The sequence below is a fragment of the Burkholderia sp. HI2761 genome (assembly GCF_002223355.1).
In the GTDB taxonomy this organism is placed as follows: Bacteria; Pseudomonadota; Gammaproteobacteria; order Burkholderiales; family Burkholderiaceae; genus Burkholderia.
Genome location: NZ_NKFN01000007.1, coordinates 1,405,030 through 1,421,837, shown reverse-complemented (window position 1 = coordinate 1,421,837; position 16,808 = coordinate 1,405,030). Strand labels below are relative to the sequence as shown.

At 66.5% G+C, this 16,808-nt stretch carries 13 protein-coding genes and 1 tRNA gene; 5 read left to right on the top strand and 9 right to left on the bottom strand.

The window, feature by feature from the left end; translation table 11 throughout:
- Positions 1-127: 127 nt before the first annotated feature.
- A complete protein-coding gene (locus CFB46_RS23985; RefSeq protein WP_227789611.1) occupies positions 128-928 on the bottom strand; it encodes a hypothetical protein in 801 nt (266 codons plus the stop codon).
- 198 nt (positions 929-1,126) lie between these two features.
- Between CFB46_RS23985 and CFB46_RS23980 the strand changes: the two genes are divergently transcribed.
- On the top strand, positions 1,127-3,412 hold the full coding sequence (locus CFB46_RS23980; RefSeq protein WP_227789612.1) for a hypothetical protein: 2,286 nt from the start codon (positions 1,127-1,129) through the stop codon (positions 3,410-3,412).
- 266 nt (positions 3,413-3,678) lie between these two features.
- Positions 3,679-4,491, top strand: coding sequence for a phage tail tip lysozyme (locus CFB46_RS36045; protein ID WP_089501500.1), 813 nt, complete (start codon positions 3,679-3,681; stop codon positions 4,489-4,491).
- A 190-nt stretch (positions 4,492-4,681) separates the two neighbouring features.
- Here CFB46_RS36045 and CFB46_RS23970 read toward each other — a convergent pair whose 3' ends face one another.
- Both CFB46_RS23970 and CFB46_RS23965 read right to left on the bottom strand, forming a co-directional pair.
- Positions 4,682-5,041 (bottom strand): HrpB1 family type III secretion system apparatus protein, encoded by a 360-nt coding sequence (locus CFB46_RS23970; protein WP_089501499.1) that lies wholly within the window; start codon positions 5,039-5,041, stop codon positions 4,682-4,684.
- A 19-nt stretch (positions 5,042-5,060) separates the two neighbouring features.
- On the bottom strand, positions 5,061-5,366 hold the full coding sequence (locus CFB46_RS23965; protein WP_027782660.1) for a hypothetical protein: 306 nt from the start codon (positions 5,364-5,366) through the stop codon (positions 5,061-5,063).
- Positions 5,367-5,599: 233 nt separating this feature from the next.
- On the opposite strand from CFB46_RS23965, the gene CFB46_RS23960 reads away from it, so the two are divergent.
- Together CFB46_RS23960 and CFB46_RS23955 are read left to right on the top strand one after the other, a co-directional pair.
- Positions 5,600-7,360, top strand: coding sequence for a hypothetical protein (locus CFB46_RS23960; protein WP_089501498.1), 1,761 nt, complete (start codon positions 5,600-5,602; stop codon positions 7,358-7,360).
- 208 nt (positions 7,361-7,568) lie between these two features.
- Entirely contained in the window at positions 7,569-8,423 is an 855-nt protein-coding gene (locus tag CFB46_RS23955) for a methionyl-tRNA formyltransferase (RefSeq protein ID WP_089501497.1), read from the top strand.
- A gap of 156 nt (positions 8,424-8,579) precedes the next feature.
- Here CFB46_RS23955 and CFB46_RS23950 read toward each other — a convergent pair whose 3' ends face one another.
- Together CFB46_RS23950 and CFB46_RS23945 are read right to left on the bottom strand one after the other, a co-directional pair.
- Positions 8,580-9,677, bottom strand: a complete 1,098-nt coding sequence (locus CFB46_RS23950) for a hypothetical protein (protein WP_089501496.1) — start codon at positions 9,675-9,677, stop codon at positions 8,580-8,582.
- Between the two features lie 154 nt (positions 9,678-9,831).
- A complete protein-coding gene (locus CFB46_RS23945) occupies positions 9,832-10,320 on the bottom strand; it encodes an HrpB1 family type III secretion system apparatus protein (protein ID WP_027782656.1) in 489 nt (162 codons plus the stop codon).
- Between the two features lie 1,047 nt (positions 10,321-11,367).
- Between CFB46_RS23945 and CFB46_RS35480 the strand changes: the two genes are divergently transcribed.
- Positions 11,368-11,985 carry a hypothetical protein gene (locus CFB46_RS35480; RefSeq protein WP_143751656.1) on the top strand — a complete coding sequence of 206 codons (618 nt, stop codon included), beginning with the start codon at positions 11,368-11,370 and terminating at the stop codon, positions 11,983-11,985.
- Positions 11,986-12,289: 304 nt separating this feature from the next.
- Here the strand turns inward: CFB46_RS35480 and CFB46_RS23940 are convergent.
- The 4 genes from CFB46_RS23940 to fdhE form a co-directional block, all read right to left on the bottom strand.
- A tRNA-Sec gene (locus tag CFB46_RS23940) sits at positions 12,290-12,385 on the bottom strand.
- Between the two features lie 30 nt (positions 12,386-12,415).
- Positions 12,416-14,341, bottom strand: coding sequence for a selenocysteine-specific translation elongation factor (gene selB, locus CFB46_RS23935; protein WP_089501495.1), 1,926 nt, complete (start codon positions 14,339-14,341; stop codon positions 12,416-12,418).
- On the bottom strand, positions 14,338-15,777 hold the full coding sequence (gene selA, locus CFB46_RS23930; RefSeq protein WP_089501494.1) for an L-seryl-tRNA(Sec) selenium transferase: 1,440 nt from the start codon (positions 15,775-15,777) through the stop codon (positions 14,338-14,340). Before selA ends, selB begins: the two co-directional genes overlap by 4 nt.
- A 74-nt stretch (positions 15,778-15,851) precedes the next feature.
- Positions 15,852-16,787, bottom strand: a complete 936-nt coding sequence (fdhE, locus tag CFB46_RS23925) for a formate dehydrogenase accessory protein FdhE (RefSeq protein WP_179235106.1) — start codon at positions 16,785-16,787, stop codon at positions 15,852-15,854.
- Positions 16,788-16,808: the final 21 nt, after the last annotated feature.

Below are 16,808 nucleotides of genomic sequence, written 5' to 3'. Positions count from 1 at the left end.
GGAAGTCGTCCCGTATCGCGAGCGCCAAGGCAAGCGCCAAGCGGGGACGAAGCAGGAACAAAGCGTGGACGATCGGACCGGGGCGTTCGCGAGCCGCGCGCGAAAACGCCGCGGCCCGCTGCAGCCGTTACTGCCCCTTGGCGGCGTTCGAAATGTTGCTGGCGCCCTTGTTGCCCACCGACGCCAGCGCCGACGTGAGCTCCTGCGACTGCTGGTTGACCGCGGCCGCCATCGTGTTCGCGTTGTTGAGCCGCGTCATCTCGTTTTGCTGCTTCATGAAGTCGTGTTGCATCGCAGCCATTTGCGTCACGGGGTCCCCTGCGCCAAGGGCCGATGGACGCACGATGTCACCCGCCGCATGCATGGCGGTGGACGCGACGCCGGGCGGCAGAAAGTGACTTCCGGCATGAAGCGCCGAACTCAGCACCTGTGCGCCGACGTTCCCCGCGCGCCCCGGCAGGCTGGCAAAGTTGCGGGGCGGCGGAGGCGGAGGTGGCGGCGCGCCATCGGCCCCCTTGAAGCTGGATAGCCCGTCCAGTTGGCCTTTGCTGCGCGCGGGCGATTGCTTTTGTGCGCCGTCGGCCGCACCGTTCTTCGTCCCTTTCTCGAACTCCGCGACACGGGACTGGACGAGCCCCGGCCGAATTCCTAAGTTGTTCATGGCGAACTCCTTGAGTGACATGACGATTTCCGTCGCCAGCAACATCGCTCGATGTCGGTGCGGCACGGTCCCCGCATCCCACTCACGCGGAGCGATATCGAGGAATGCAAGCGCAAGCTTATGCGCCACGGCATTGCGCAACGCAAGCGACGCGACGCGGCGAGCGAAATTGCGAAGCGCGCATGCGGCAAATGCGATGAAGTGCGCAAAGAGATCCGCGGTCGTAGCACCGGCGCTGGCATCGACGTGCGTTTTTTTGCACGCCACTTCGGAATCGGCAGGCTGTCACCGTGATGTCGTTTTACCTTTCCACCACGAGAACCCACGTTCGCAAAGCGCGAAGACGGAATCGACGGGCGAAGGCACGTCGCGACCGCCTGGACGCGATGAGGCAGCGCGCAAGTCCATCGAGGCCTTTGTCGCGAGGCGACGTCGAACGATCGAAATCAACCGAAAGGAAACGTCATGCCGATCAGCAATAACACGCAAGTACGGTCTTCATCGCTCGACCTCCCGCGCAACGACACGCAGCCCGCGCCGGCCCCGCGCCAACGAAGCGCATCGATGCCCGGCCCGCGCCCCTCCGGCGGCGCATTGCTCGGTGCGCTGAGCAATGCACCCGCCTTTCCGGCGCATACCGGCACCCATGCACCGGCGCAGGCGGGCCCGCTTTCGACAACATCGCAACCGGCTGGGACGGCGCAGCCCCCATCGCCGGCGCTGCCGGCATCGTTGCCCGTCAGGCGCAACTCGCTGCCTCCGCGCGCATCATCGTCGTCAGGCTCCGCGATCGGCCGCCACGGTGGAGGCTCACGGTCGCTGCCCGGTTCGGGCAAGCTGGACGCTCAACGTGCAGCCCTGGGAGACGAGACGGTGTCGGTGCTCGACTTGTCGGGGGGCGGGCAGTCGAGCGAAGCATTGCCCGTACACGAGGAACTGCAGCCACACACGCCGGCATCGCGGCACGACAGTGCGGCGCCCGTTCGACCTCAGGAGCCGGTGGAAACGAAAACTGCCGGCAAGCAACCGGCCACGTCGCGTTCGGCCAGCCCGCTGCCGCACGAGAAGGACGCCACGGGGCTGACAACCGCGACGACGAGCGAGGCCGAATCGAAACCCGAAACGTCCCGCGCGGCCGGCACGCTGTCGCTCGACAAGGGGGCGAACCCGGCCTTGCTCCACCGCGCCGCATCGGACGCCTCGTCATCCGCTCCGTCCAGCCCCGTCTTCGATCAACATAAACCTGCGCTGGGAAAAGCTGTTTCCGAGCCCCCCGAAGACAAACCCGTGCCGGCAAAAAATACTTTCACGATGCCTTCCCACGCGGAGGCGTCATCGTCGCGCCTACCCGAGACACCTTCGTTGCCCGAGGAGCACGACACGACGTCCCGGAGCCCGCTCTCCCCGAATCCGGCCAACTTCTCGGCGCCTCACCTCGTCGCGCACGATACCGACATTCAGGATTCCGAAATCTGGCCCGAGACAACCGTTCCGAGTTCGTCGTCCCGGATAGCCCTGGAAACCCGCACGCTGGCCCCCGCCGGGACATCGGCGGTCGCGGAACCCGAAGACATACGTCCGGCATCGGCCGCCGCGATCAGCGACCACCTGTCGGCCGCGCTGTCCCGGCCGGGGCAAATCCGGTCGTTCATCTCGAACGTCGGCGACATGCTGACTCGGAACCCCTACGGCGCCGCGCAACCGCTCAAAGGGTGGACGGCCAATCTCGTCAACGCGTTCAGTCATGAATTCGTCGCGACCGGCGGCGCCACGCTCTTCCGGGAGCTGTGCTCGATGGCGACCGAAGCCGTCCTCGACAAGACCGGCGCCGGGCCCGAAACACGCGGCGTCATCACGGCCTCGCTGTTCACTGCGGCGGCGATGGGCAACCTGGTCGCGATGTTGCACAAGTATCACACCGGCACCGCGGACAAGAAGACCTACGCGGGCCACGGTGCGCAGCTCATCGCACTGGTAATGACGGTGGGGCTCGCCGCCCATGCCGGCAAGAACGACGAGGGCAACGGGCATCTTGGGCAGCTCGCCGGCATGCTGCCTAGCGCGATCAAATCGTACGCATATCTGGCGCGCGACGTGATCAACGTGTTCCGCCCGCTCGAAGGCAATCACGACGCAGGCTACGAGCGCCCCGTCAGAGGCCAGGCGCTCAACGGCGCTCCGTATTTCGTGAACCAGCTCGCCGTGAACACCGCGCAGGCCAGCTCGCAATGGTCGGCCACGTCCTACGTCGACAGCCTCATTCACCACACGAAGACCAACGCATCGATCAAAGGCCTGTTCGGCTATTCGGCAGCGAATGCCGCCGGCGAGGGGCTGGATGCGATCGGGGGACGCGTGGCCTCGGAAATCTCGACGCACGGCTTCACGGGCAAGGCGCTCGATGAACTGAAGTCGCTGCGCCTGAGCTGGGGCAAGATCGACACATCCGAAACCAGCACGGCCAGGCAGCTCGGGGACAAGGCGGCCGGCGCGGGAATCGCGCGTCTCAGCCTGTTCCTCTCCCTTTATGCGGCCACCGCCGTGGTCAATCACGCGGTGGGGGGTAGAAGCGATTGGTCCGCCGGCGATAAGAACTTCACGGAGAACGCGTTGGGCGCACTGCTCATCATCGCGGGATGCCTGCCGTTTGCCGCGAGCACGTCGAGCCCGTCGAACCGGTCGAACGAGCGGCGAACGGTCGACGCCGACAACGCGGTGGAACTCGGCGTGATGCATCGCACGACCGCCTGATCACACGGGCCGTGCCGAGCTAGCGAAACGAAAGGTTCGTGCGGGTGGCCGCATCCGTGGCGCGGCGGCTCGCCTGCCGCAAGCCGCTTGCATCGGCATCGCGGCCGCCACCCGGTTCGGCGGTTCGGCGGTTCGGCAATCCGGCGACGGCTTCGCATCCGTCAAGGCGCCGTAAGCGCCGGGCAATAAATTAGGTTTCGCAGGCGGCCGCTATCGGCCCTCCATCGGCAGCTGATGAATAACGTCATTCTCACGCGGAGAAAATCATGTCCACCACGGCAGTGCAAGGCTATAACGCCGGCTATCTGAACGGCATCGACGATGTCGGCGGCATCGGCGGCACGAACGAATCGCAGCTCGCACAACTGCTCGAGTTGCTCATCGAAGAAATCAAGCAGATTCTCGACCCCTCCAGCCAGAATTCAGGCGATGCGGGTGGTGTGGGCGGCATCGGCGGCGGTACGCCTTCGTACTCCGCGCCGCCCGCCTATGCCGGCGGTGGCGGAGGCGCCCCCGCGGGCATGAGTGGCGGCGGTGGCGGCCAGGGCGGTGGCGGCGCGTCGCCGGGAATAGGCGGCGGTGGAAGCGGTGGCGGCGGCAACGGCAACACGCTGCCCAATGTATCGGGCGGCGACGCCGCGCACGCCATCGCACAGGATCTCAAATCGCGCTACGGCCTGACCGACGCGCAGGTCGCTGGCGTGCTCGGCAACCTGCAGCAGGAAAGCGGGCTGCAAGGCAACGTCAATCAAGGCGGAGCGACAGGCGCGCCCTCCGGCAACTTCGCGGACGACAACGCCAACGGTTGGGGTCTTGCACAATGGGGCGGCACGCGCAAACAAGGCGAAATCAACTATGCGAAGCAGCACGGGCTCGACCCGGGCAGCCTCGAAGCCAACATCGGCTTCATGAATCAGGAACTCGACACGACGTACAGCAAGACGATCACGGACATCAAGCAGACGACGACGGCGGAACAAGCGGCACTGGTCTGGGACAAGGACTACGAACAGGCCACCGATCCGCAAATGGAAAACCGCAACAAGTACGCCGAGCAATTCCTCGCGCAAGGTCTCTGAACGCGAACGCGTCCGCCCCTGGGGCGTTTGAAGCTCGCACGATCCCGCCCGATGTCCGGGCGGGATTTCTTTGCACGGCATTTTCCGCCGCGCGAAACGCCGCTCGTCGTCAATACATCGACTACCCGGATTCGACGGAAACGACTCGATGGGGTTCGCCGAGCGGGGCCGAAGGCCCCGGGAGCGGTCATCAGTCTCTTTCGAGCAGGCGCCGCATGGCAAGGCGCACGTAGGGATCGGTACTGTCCTCGTGTGCCGTCGCATAGCCATGCCACGACGGATCGTCGAGGAGTTTCAGGCAGATCGCCTTCAGTTCGGGCGCGCGATCGTCGGGCAATCCGTTCACGATCTGCCACGCTTCGTGCGGACGCCCGCGCACCAATGCGATCGTCACGGCAAACACGTGCACCTCGCGCGTTTCGGGGTAGACATCGTCCATGCGCGCCAGCAGCGCCTCGGCCTCGTCCAGCTCGTTGGCCTCGATATGCTCGATGATCGCCTGCGCCATGGCCGGCGCATCGGCCGGCCGTTCGGTAAGAAGCTCCATCATGCTCGTCACCGTCCGTGCATCAGGCGGCGCCCGTGCCTGAGGTCAGCGTTCGCACCGCCTCCTTGCCGCCCGCCAATGCGAGCGCGGTAGCGGCGCCCTCCGGCGTCAGGTTTTCCGCGAGCGCCGTGCCGCCCTCGAGCGCCTCGAGCCCACCCTTCGCAATGGCCCCTGCCCCCGCAAGGGCTTCCTTCGGGTTGCCGCTCAGCAGCCCCTTGCCGAACGTCGCCGCGCCGTGCAGCGCGTTGCCGACACCATGGAGAACATCCCCTGCAGCCTTGGTGACATCCCCGACTACGCTCTTCACAATATTGCCGATGAAGCTCATTCGTTTTCTCCTTGATCGTGAACGAAACGCGCGTTCGATGAAACGCGCGACACCGAACCGCATGAAGGCGGCCCTCGTTCCAATCTAATGAATGCGGATGCGAAAGCGTTCGCGCGCGCGAAGCCGCACCGCGAAAACCGAATGAGCAACACCCGCGAGACGGCTCGGCGGTATGCCGCCGCGAACCTGCTTCGCCAATCCGAACGATGCTTCGCGCGGTTCACGGGAGTGTCATGACCGGCTCGCACAGTGCAGTCCATCTTGTCTCCTGGTCCGAAAACATCATGGCGCCCCCACCCAAGATCGCGTTCCCGTCGCATGCAATCGAATCCGCGTCCCTCACCCGCACGCCGAGCGACCCCGGCCCCTCCACCGGAGCGAAACCCGCGCCGATGCCGACGCGGCGCGCGAGTGCCGGCGCGCTCATCGAGGAACTCGGCAGCATCGGCAAGCGCCCGTGCGCGGAAGGTCCGCCCGCCGCGCCCGCTGCTCCGAAGCCCGCAGCGGCTATCGCGCCGCAAAAGCCCGGCGTGGACGACATCGGCGCATTCGTGCCGGGCGCCGGCGGCAAGGGCCGGCTCTTCGCCGATTTCGCGCACGCGATGGGCGTCAACCGCAAAGGCATGACGTTGACGGCCTTCGCCGCCAAGCGGCCCGCGAAAGATGGCCTGAACGGTGCATCGACGGCGGCGCACGGACAGTTCGGCTACGACGCGGCGCCCGCCACCGACCTCGTGAACGCGCTGGCCTCGGGCTCGAACGCCGCCGCCGCGCATTCGATCCATAGCCGTTACGAAACCAAGGTCAAGGCGATGCTCGCCGCCGACGTCGAACGCTTCGAGCACCCCGAAAAACGCCCGCCGGGCGCGCCAATGCCGAACCAGGTCGACAACCTGCTGCTGACGAAAAACAGCAAGGGAGAATGGCAATACGACAAAGGCAAGCTCTCGCGCATTGCGCGAGACGACGCGCATCCGCTCACGCAGCATGCCCGCGACGTATTGACCGCCATGAGCATCGCGGAGAACAAGGGCAAACAACGTAACGGCGCGCTCTACCAGTCGGTCACGTCCGCCATCGGTCTGACGGCAAGCGGGCTGCTCATTGGCGGCTCGCACGGCGCGCTGGCACCGCTCGCGGCATCCGGGCACCTGACCAACGCGGTCAAGGAAGCGCTCGATTTGAAGAAGCCGTTTGTCGAAGGACGGCAAAACCTGCGCAATGCGAAGGCCGCCACGATTCAACGCTACGTCGACACGGTATTGGCCCCGCACGACTACACGGGCCAGACGCAGGACGAGCGCCTGCGCGCGGCGCTGCAAACGAGCCGCGCGAAGATCGACGATCTGCGCGCGATGGAGGCTCGGCCGGAGGACGAAGGCCTGCCTGCGGACTTGCGTAGCCCGCAGGCGCAGGCGGGTATCTATGCGTCGCTCTATGACGATGCACGCCGCTACGCCAACAGCGCGACGTCGTTCAGCAAGCGCCTGATCTCGGGCATGCATGCTGAAGACAAGGCGAAGGTACACAAGGATGCCGAGCGCGACATCGTGGTCAAGCATATTCTGTCGATGGTCACCAAGAGCATCGGGCGCCTCGATCCAGCCTCGCTTGCGGCGCTCGCGGGTGCCGACATGGCAGTCGATGCATCAGGCGCACAGCGCGCGAGGCAGGCGCTCGCGATCGTGGGCAACCATCCGCGCGCGAGCCGCAATCAGGATCTGATCGCCGCGCACACGCTGCTGACAGACAGCGGCATTCCGAAGGGCGAAGCGGCACTGCTGCTTTCGCAGCTGGCACGCGCGCGGCGCGAAAAACCGCAAGCGGCGACGGCGCCGCGCGATACGTCGGCTTCCAGCCGGAGCGCCGCACCGCTGACCGACAGCGAGCGGCTCAAGCAGATCGCCAACATCATCGGGCAGCCCGGCCTCACGGCAACCGCCGCCAAGACGGCCGAGGACGCCATCAAGAAGAACCTCGGGCTGAGATCTTGACGCGCGGCGCGGCGTAAGGCGCAATAGCGACGTCCTCGCCGCGGCGCGCAATCGGCGATTCATTTGCCGGTTCGCGGCACTCGACGAAACTTCGGAATGCACAGGCTGTCCTCCACCGTGCGCGCTTACCGTGAAGCGGGGTGTGGCCGTCGGCCGTCATCGCCGTCCATGCCGCCATGACCTTCATTGTGAAAGGGAGAACCGACCCATGCGATTCGCGTTCGCCGGCTTCGATCGCTGGCGTGTCGTCTTCGACGCGTTCGTGGCCGCCGGCTGGGAGCCTGTGGCGCTCTACTCGATTCCGGTCGACAACCGGCTCGACTTCAATAGCGAACTCGTCGAGCGCGCGGACAAGCTGCGCATTCCGGTGCAGCTGTCGCGCATCGACGAAGACGATCTGCGCTGGCTCGCCGAACGGCAATGCGAGGCACTGATCGTGGCCGGCTACAACTGGAAGATTCCGGCGTGGCAGCCCTATCTGCGCCATGCGGCGAACTTTCATCCGTCACCGCTGCCCGACGGGCGCGGCCCGTACCCGGCCATGCGCGCCATCCTCGAGGGGCGGCGCGAGTGGGGCGTCAGTTGCCATCGAATCGATGCCGATTTCGATACCGGTGAGATCGTCGATTCCGAATGCTTTCCACTCGATGCCGACGAATGGCACGAGACGCTGCAGCTGAAGCTGCAGATGGCTGCCCTTCGGCTGGCCACGCGCGTGGCCCGCGACTTCGATCGGCTTTGGAACGAACGGCGTCCGCAAGGTGCGGGCAGCTACTGGCCGCGCGTTGCCGATGCCGAGCGCACGATCGATTTCGCGCAGCCCGTGGCCGAGGTGATGCGCGTCGTGCGGGCCTGCGGGAACGTCGAATCGATCGCGCCGCTCTTCGGCACGACCGTCCACGTGCGGCGCGCCACCGCCTGGCAGGAAGCACACACGTACGAGTCCGGGCAGATCGTGCATCAGTACCGGCGCTGGGTCGTGGTCGCCGCGCAGGACGGCTTCGTCGCCTTGCTCGAATGGAGCCCGCTGAACGCGTCCCTTCGTCAGCAGATGGCGGGCTGAATCGGGACGTCGGTTGCGCCGGTAAACAACGAAGCGGCCGCGCTGCGGTGTTTCGCAGCGCGGCCGCCGATTGTCGCCGATCATCGCTTCCTGCAGCCCCCGATCGGCGGCCGCTCGGGCCGCCGATCGGGATGATCGCCGGAACTGCCGGCGACGTTACTTCGTGCTGACGCCGGCGATCGTACCCGTGTGAATGCCGGTGATGTTCTCGAAGGCGACCGCGGCGCGCGTCTTGCCCGGCGTCAGCACGTTCGCGCCGCCCAGCGCATCCGAAAGCGCCTTGCTCGCGTCGTGGCTGATCTTGCCACCGCCATGCGCGTTCGCCGTCTGCTGCAGTTGTGCGCCGATCGCCGCCGCATCCGACTGGCTCAACTTGCCCGACTTCACCGCGTTGGCGAGCGTCTTCGCCGCGGCATTGCCGTCGCCGTGCGACAACGCGCTTTCCATGGCCTGGAAGTCGGCACCATCCTGCGCGTTGAAGTTGGCCAGCGCCTTGCCTTCGTCGGCCATCTGCAGCGGCTTGCCGTCCTTCAACAGGTCGCCCGTACCGGGTGTGAAGCCTGCCGTCGCGCCCGTTGCCGGCAAGCCGCCCGTCGTCGGCAGCGTACTGGTGTTCGCCGGAAAACCGCCCGTGCCAGGCAAGCCGCCGGTCGTCCCCGGCTGCCCCGCCACGCCGCCCGCGCCGCCCGTTGCGTTGCCCGCCGCACCGAGTCCGCCTTGAGCCGCCCATTGGAAATTGCCGACCCCGGACTTGCCGTCGGTGCCCGCCACGTCGTGCGTCTCGATCTGCTGGTAGGCACCCGGGTTCGCGAGCATCGTCTGCGCCGCTTGCTGCACCGTGGGCGGCGTGCCGCCGTCGGCGTTCGACGCGAGTTTGTACATCGCGTTCGGGTCCGACGCACTGATGCCATGCTGCCCCATGTACGAGGCCAGCACGCCCGCCGCGTTTTGCACCGTCATCCCCCCGGTGCCGCCCGGCATGGCGCCCGCGCCCCCCATGCCGCCGGGCGTCGCCCCCATACCGCCGGGCGTTGCTCCCATACCGCCGGGCATTGCGCCCGCGCCGCCACCGGGCATGCCGCCGGCCTGCCCGTTCTGCCCGGTCTGCATCTGCTGGAGCAACTGGCTGATGAGGCCGATGAGATCCTTGAGCACGTCCTGCGTCGAGCTCGCCGAGGCACCGCTGGTCAGCCGTTGCAGGTAGCTCGCCGGATCGGTGGGGTAGGTGGTCATACTCGGAACGTTCAGATTCATGATGTCTTCTTCCTGTCGGGTAAGTGTTTGCGTGACCGTCGGTACTACGAGGCAAAGTCAGTCTAGGTTGCTGCCGCTGCTACAAGCGCACCGATGCGAAGGCCGCAATTGAAATGCGAATCGCCCGGCGCGCGGAAAAGGTGAAAACGGCTGCTCATGCGCGGACCCACGTCATCGACGCGGAGAATCCGCTGTTGTCGGCCGGCACGCCGTGCGTGCTCGCCGGTGCGTCGGTGGACGCAGGCGCTCGAACGCTGGCGTCGAGCTTTGCGGCGCGCTCGAGCAGACGCGCGCCGATCTTCGCGCCCTCGATGCTTTCGCGCTGCTCGGCCGCGCTGAGCGCATAGCTATGCCACAGCGGGTCTTCGAGGCCGAAAAGACACACCGCCATCAGTGCGGCATGAAGCCCCGAGCGCTTCGCTTCGGTGTCGTCGTCTTCGAGCACGCGGCGCGCATCGCCCCATGCCTGGCGCCGGACGTAGCGCCACGCGGCGACCGTCCCCGCCCCGGGCCACCTGGGCCAAAGCACGCGGATCGCTTCGAGGAGATCCTCGAAGTCGGCTTCGTCGTCGAGTTGCGAAGCCGTCCACAGCACCTTGGTTAGGCCGCCGGCAATCTCATCCCTGCATCCTGTGTAAGTCACGATGTCCTCGTCTGCTGGAGTGCTGCAATCAAAAAGCGCACGGCGGCGCTGCGCACAGCCGTGCCGCGCTTGCTGTCGGCTCGTGCGTGTGGGCGTCCCCTGGCGGTTAGTCTCTTGTATCGGGTCGGCTTTCGCCGACGCGATGCGAACGGAACGATCGGGATGCGAAGAGAGCACGGAGAAGAAAACCGACCGCGACGGGATCGATCGGTGCGATAGGCCGGATCGCTCGCCGTGTATCGAAAGGCGGGGACTTGCTCGATGCCCGGCGTCGAAGACGCCCCGCCATCGGTCGATGCGCGCCGGCCATCGGCCACGCTGTGCCCGTCGAATCGCCCCCGGCGACCGATGCAGCGTCCGCACGCAACCGGCTCATAAAATGGAGCGGTCACCACGGACACGAGGCGCTGTCCATGGAATGATGCTCGACGTGCGAACGCTTCTTCGAGCGTGGCAACACAAGTTGTCGGTGATCGACGTACCGGGCCGGATTCGCGCCGGTAGTACGCCGGTGCAATCTTTAGTTGCACTACTTCCAGTCAATTGCCGCTTTCAGATTGAAGCGTTCTCTGGTTCGCGTTTCATGCTTTTATTGCGCGTGAGTGAGGCTTCCGGGTCGGCCTACATCATTAATATCGGTAGTACACCTTGTGGTTAACCGGAGAAACCCACATGACGGGCAACAACAGCTTTCCTCGAGTGACGTACGGCAACCAGGCTTACACGACTGATTTTCATGAACCGTACCCAGCGCCCGGCTCGGGGGCAGGGTCGGGGACTTGGCCCGCCTCTCACACGCAGCCTCCTATCCATGGGATGCCGCCGGCATTCCACGGGCGTCCATCTTCTGCGCCAACGACGACTGATCCCGCGTTTGCCGCCTCCTATAGCAGCGTAAGGCGACACGGTGTCCTTTCTCAAAACCAGATGCGAGATCGGAACATTGCATTTAATCAATCACACGACGGCCGAGTGGAGCGGGACGATATTGATGTTACCCGGATACGGGGTAGCTCGGATCCTCAACAGCGGGCGCGCGCCGCGCGCATGGCTCTGGAAAATCCTGCGCATGGGGCGCTGTCCGTCGCGCTCGAGCGCCATGGATACGGCCGGCTGCATACTGAAACACACGCGCCATCAACGGAAGAGGTGCTTCACTCGTTGAGTCCCGAACAACGTAAGGATTTTGAAGAATTGGTGAATGGCGGTATGGAGCCTGAGCAGCTTCTCGCGATGATGGCGAGGAATCAACAAACAACAGGTTTGTCACCTCACGGGCAATCGCAGGCCTACCATCGGATGCAGAATACTTTTATGGTGACAGCGCACGCAAGTGCCCCAGCGGCATATGCATCCCCGTACGAAGACACCCGTCACGGTATTCCGCCGTCAGAGTTTCGTGGCGTTTACGTCCCGCAATCGCATGCGCACACCGCTCGTCAAGTTGATCGGGAATTAGCCGCGCGTCAGTCGGTATATCCGCAGGCCGTCGTCGTGCCAGATCGGTCCGGAATGAACCCGTATTATCAGGCGCCGAATGGTAGCGAACATCAGATCCATGGTGTTCAAGCTCCTGACTATTACAATGCCCTTAGAGCCCAGCTCAGTTCCGAGGAAGACTATGACGCGCACATCGTGAAGACCGGTATTCAGCGCGGATGGTAAGAACGCCTTTAGCCGATCGGCAAGGAACGTTGGGAGCGTAAGGCATGACCTTGACGTCCTCCCTGTCTGAAGGCAGGGAGGACGTCAAGCCCATTGCACATCTGGTCGGAATCAGATTGCCCGTGTCGCACGCTCATGAACAGACGGTGTGCATCGAGCGCTCACCGCCAGTACGATGGCCCATGACTGTTTCAGCGTCGAATATTGCCTTGATACGGCCGCGTACGCGACGTGCGGTCGCTGGCTTCGTCCATATCGGTTGGAGGAGCCGCCGAAGCCACCGAAATGCGCACGAAGCCATGATTGGCGGAAGGCAGCCAGAGTCGAACTGACCCGGGAGTGTCTGACACCCCCAACCGGGTTTGAAGCCCGGCCGTACCACCGGATACGAATGCCTTCCGCGGAGAAAAAACACAAGAACGACGAGCGCCTACGCCTGAATACCCACCCAACCGCTGTCAGGCCGCAGGTAGTGAAGATCGCGGCGGAAGCGAGTATACCCAACCCGATCGAAGAACTCGAGAATCTGGATCGCGCGCTTGCGACCGAGGCCCGTCGCATCGCGGAACGTCGCGGCATCGAGCCCGCCGCCGCGCGACGGCGCGAGATGCGCGATCAGTTCCGCCAGTTCGCGTGCGACGTCCGCATGATAAAACAGGTCGCGCACGACCTGCTGCACGTCGCCGCGCCGTGCGAGCTTGCGCAGCAGCGCGCGCACCGCGTCCTCGGCCGTGCCCGTATCGCGGGCCAGGTCGCGCACCCACGGCGGATCGAAGCGCCCCGCGTGGATCAACGGCAGCAGTTGCCGCGTCAGCGCTTCCTCGCGCGGCTCGAGGCTCACCGAATGCGACGGCAGATGCAGCCACGGCCCGCTGCGCGCGACTTCGCCGCCCGCCACCAGCGCATCGACGAGCGCGCGCCACAGCGCATCGCCGACGAGCGGCGCGGCCATCCGCCGCAAGCGTGAGGCGTCGAGTCCCTGCTCGTCGGGCATGCGCTCGTGATACACGCGCAGCGTATCGACCGCCCGCGTCTGCAACGCACGCCAGTGCGCATGCGCAATCACCGCGCCTTCGTTCGACGCGGCATCGCGTTGCCCGATCGCCAGCGCATCGCCAGGCAACGCCAGCGCATCGGGTGCGAATCCCGTCAGATGCGTGAGCGTCGCGCGCGCAATGCCGAGCGGCGCCTGCACGAGCAGCGCATCGAGGCGCCCTTCGTCGAGCCACGTCGCGAGCGCATCGAGCCATGCGCGGCGCGCAGGCGTGCGGCGCTTGCGCGCCGGCCCGAACGGATCGAGCACCCGGCCCCCGCCGACGGTGCGCGTCGCCTGCGGATTGCGGACGATGAAGCGGTCGCCCGGCAGTGCGAACACCGGCTCGTCGAAGATCAGTTGCACACGCATCCGCTGGCCGGCCGCGAGCGTGTCGCCGTCGAGCAGCGCGACATGGGCCATGCGATGCAGCGTGCCGAGATGCACGTGCAGCGGCGCCCAGTGGGTCAGCGTCAACCCCGCGTCCGCGAGCAGCGTCAGCTCGACGTCCAGACGCGGCGACGTCGCGACGAGCCGCGCATCGGCGACGGTGTCGCCGCGCTCGACGTCGGCCTTGTCGACGCCGGCCAGGTTCAGCGCGCAACGCTCGCCCGCATGGCCGGCCTCGACCGGCCGGTTCTGCGCATGGATGCTGCGCACGCGGGCCGCGCCGCCCGTGCGCACGATCGCGAGCGTGTCGCCCGTCGCGACGCGGCCCGCGAACGCGGTACCCGTCACGACGGTGCCTTGCCCGGCGAGCGTAAACACGCGATCGACCGCGAGCCGGAACAGCCCGTCGTCGCGACGCGCGCGCCATGCGATCGCCGCGTCCGCCAGATGCTGCTTCAACGTGGTGACGCCCGGATCGTCGGCCACCGTCGCACGCGTTTCGAAGATCGGCACGCCGGCCAGCGTCGAGTCGTGCAGCCACGCGGCGATCTCGTCGCGCACCTCGGCAACGCGTGCGGCATCGACGCGATCGCATTTCGTCAGCGCGACGGCGCCATGCGTGACGCCGAGCAGTTGCAGGATCGCGAGATGCTCGCGCGTCTGCGGCATCACGCCGTCATCCGCGGCAATCACGACGAGCGCGAAGTCGATGCCGCACGCACCGGCCGCCATCGTATGAATCAGCTTCTCATGGCCCGGCACGTCGATCAGGCCGAGCACGTCGCCGTTGTCGAGCGGCGTATACGCATAGCCCAGTTCGATCGAGATGCCGCGCGCCTTCTCTTCCTTCAGCCGATCGGTGTCGACGCCCGTCAGCGCACGCACGAGCGTGGTCTTGCCGTGGTCGATGTGTCCCGCGGTCCCGACGATCATGCAGCGGGCCCCGCGAGCGGCACGCATTGCGCGACGAACGCCGCTTCGTCGGCCGCTTCGAGGCAGCGCAGGTCGAACCGCAGCGCGTTGTCGGCCACGCGGCCGAGCACCGGACGCGGCCATTCGCGCAGGCGTTTTTCCAGCTGCATGAGCGCGCGGCCGCTGCGCTTGCCGTCCGCGGAGCGCACGACGAGCCCGGCGCTCGGCAACTGGTCGACCGGCAGCGCACCGCTGCCGATCTGGCTGAACATCGGCTCGACCGTCACGTCGAAATCGCTGCCGAGCGCGGCCTGCAGCACCGGGCGCATGCGTTCGGCGGTTTCGGCGATCTCGCGCTGCGGGCGCGTCAGCAGGCGCAGCGTCGTGAGCCGGTCGCGCAGGAATTCGGGTGACTGATAGAGGCGCAGCACGGGTTCGAGCGCCGCGAGCGTCAGCTTGCCGACGCGCAGCGCACGCTTGAGCGGATGCTTCTTGATCTTCGCGATGAGCGCGCGATCGCCGACGATCAGGCCGGCCTGCGGGCCGCCGAGCAGCTTGTCGCCGCTGAACGTGACGACGTTTGCGCCGGCCGCGACGGTTTCCTGCACGGTCGTCTCGTGCGGCAAGCCCCATTGCGACAGGTCGGCCAGCGTGCCGCTGCCGAGATCGACGGCGATCGGCACCCCGTGCTCGCGCGCGAGCGGCGCGAGTTCGGCGAGCGTCGTCTCCTTCGTGAAGCCGCTGATCGCGTAGTTGCTGCAGTGCACCTTCATCAGCAGCGCCGTGCGCGGGCCGATCGCGTCCGCGTAGTCGCGCAGATGCGTGCGATTGGTCGTGCCGATCTCGTGCAGCTTCGCGCCGGCACGGCTCATGATGTCGGGAATGCGGAACGCCCCACCGATCTCGACCAGCTCGCCGCGCGACACGACCACTTCCCGCTTCGTCGCAAGCGCCGACAGCGTCAGCAGTACGGCCGCCGCATTGTTGTTGACGACGGTCGCGGCTTCCGCGCCCGTCAGTTCGCACAGCAGATCGTCGATCAGGTGGTCGCGGTCGCCGCGGCGGCCGGTGGCGAGATCGAACTCGAGGTTGACGGGCCGCGTGAGCGCGTCGACCACGGCGCGCACCGCGTCGTCGGGCAGCAGCGCGCGCCCGAGGTTCGTGTGCAGCACGGTGCCGGTGAGGTTGAACACGGTGCGCACGGCGCTCGCGCTCTGTGCGGCCAACGTGTGCGCGACGGCCGCGGCGATGCGCGGCTCGTCGAGCGGCTCGGCCGCCGCGGGATCGTGCTGCGCCGCCGTGCGCCAGCGTTCCAGTTCGGCGCGTACGGCATTGAGCACGCGCGTGCGGCCATAGTCCGCGACGAGCGGCTGCAGCGGCGCCGACGACAGCACGCGTTCGACCGACGGCACGCGCGCCAGCACGGCGTTCAATTCATTCACTCCCGGTTCGGTCACGTCGTGGTGGCTCCAGTCTCATGCTTCGCAGTCGGCCGGGGCCGGCGCTCGCGCCCCGCCCCGGCCCCGTGCCGTCAGTCCGCTTCGCGCGACACGTCGGGCCACAACAGCGGGTTCGGTGAACTGCGCTGGTAGCCGGCCTCGTTCATCAGCAGGTCGAGCGTGAGGCTCGCGAGATCGTCCGCGAGCGGCTCGAACTCGTAGTCCTTCTCCTGATAGCCGATCTTGCGATAGGTCTTGCACTCGTCGCACGATTCGGCCTTGACGGCTTCGCTGCCGCCTTCGATCCCGTGATACGCGATGCCCTTCGTCGAATCGCAGTGCGAGCACTTGGTGCGCACCATGTGCCACTCGGTCGTGCACAGCCCGCACTGCAGGAAACGGTAGCCCTGATACTGGCCGCCGACCCGCACCACGCTCGCGACCGGATGTGTGCCGCACACCGGGCACAGCCCCGGCTGGTCGAGATACGGGACATCGGCCGGCGTCACGCGGCTCGCGAGACCCGTCCACGCGACCTGCAGCGCGGCCATCAGGAATGGCGCGGTGGCCGGGTCGACCTCGGCGAAGCGCAGCGCGAGGACCGCATCGGCCTGCGCGTCGAGTTCGGCGGGCGCCATCAGGCGCAGCCGGTCGAGCAGCTTCGCGAGCGGCGGATTGACGAGCCCGGCGCTTTCGACGCGATCGAGCAGTTCATACAGCACGGCGCGCCAGCGCGAATCGCGCTCGCCGTCGAGCGCCGGCACGAGCGGCATCGAATGTTCCTGCGCGCGTGCGATCGATTCCTTCGACGGCAGCGGCAGCTCCAGCGTCTGCAGCGTCGCATGCTGCGCGTCGGCGACGGTGGCCATCAGCCGCAGGTAGCCGCTGATCGGGTTCAGGTCGGCAAGCTTGCGCAGCCGCGCGGCGCGCGCGGCGAACGCGGTCGCACGCTCCGGCAGGCGAAAGCGCGGAATGGCCGAATGATCGAGTGCCGAGATCTCGGTCGGCTCCAGAATGCGTTGTGTCACGAAAATGTCTTCCAAAAAACT

Excerpts from the sequence above, each read along its gene's own strand:
- CFB46_RS23980 (WP_227789612.1), top strand. The coding sequence starts at position 1,127 with ATGCCGATCAGCAATAACACGCAAGTACGGTCTTCATCGCTCGACCTC.
- CFB46_RS36045 (WP_089501500.1), top strand. The coding sequence starts at position 3,679 with ATGTCCACCACGGCAGTGCAAGGCTATAACGCCGGCTATCTGAACGGC.
- CFB46_RS23970 (WP_089501499.1), bottom strand. The coding sequence starts at position 5,041 with ATGATGGAGCTTCTTACCGAACGGCCGGCCGATGCGCCGGCCATGGCG.
- CFB46_RS23965 (WP_027782660.1), bottom strand. The coding sequence starts at position 5,366 with ATGAGCTTCATCGGCAATATTGTGAAGAGCGTAGTCGGGGATGTCACC.
- CFB46_RS23960 (WP_089501498.1), top strand. The coding sequence starts at position 5,600 with ATGACCGGCTCGCACAGTGCAGTCCATCTTGTCTCCTGGTCCGAAAAC.
- CFB46_RS23955 (WP_089501497.1), top strand. The coding sequence starts at position 7,569 with ATGCGATTCGCGTTCGCCGGCTTCGATCGCTGGCGTGTCGTCTTCGAC.
- CFB46_RS23950 (WP_089501496.1), bottom strand. The coding sequence starts at position 9,677 with ATGAATCTGAACGTTCCGAGTATGACCACCTACCCCACCGATCCGGCG.
- CFB46_RS35480 (WP_143751656.1), top strand. The coding sequence starts at position 11,368 with ATGGCTCTGGAAAATCCTGCGCATGGGGCGCTGTCCGTCGCGCTCGAG.
- selB (WP_089501495.1), bottom strand. The coding sequence starts at position 14,341 with ATGATCGTCGGGACCGCGGGACACATCGACCACGGCAAGACCACGCTC.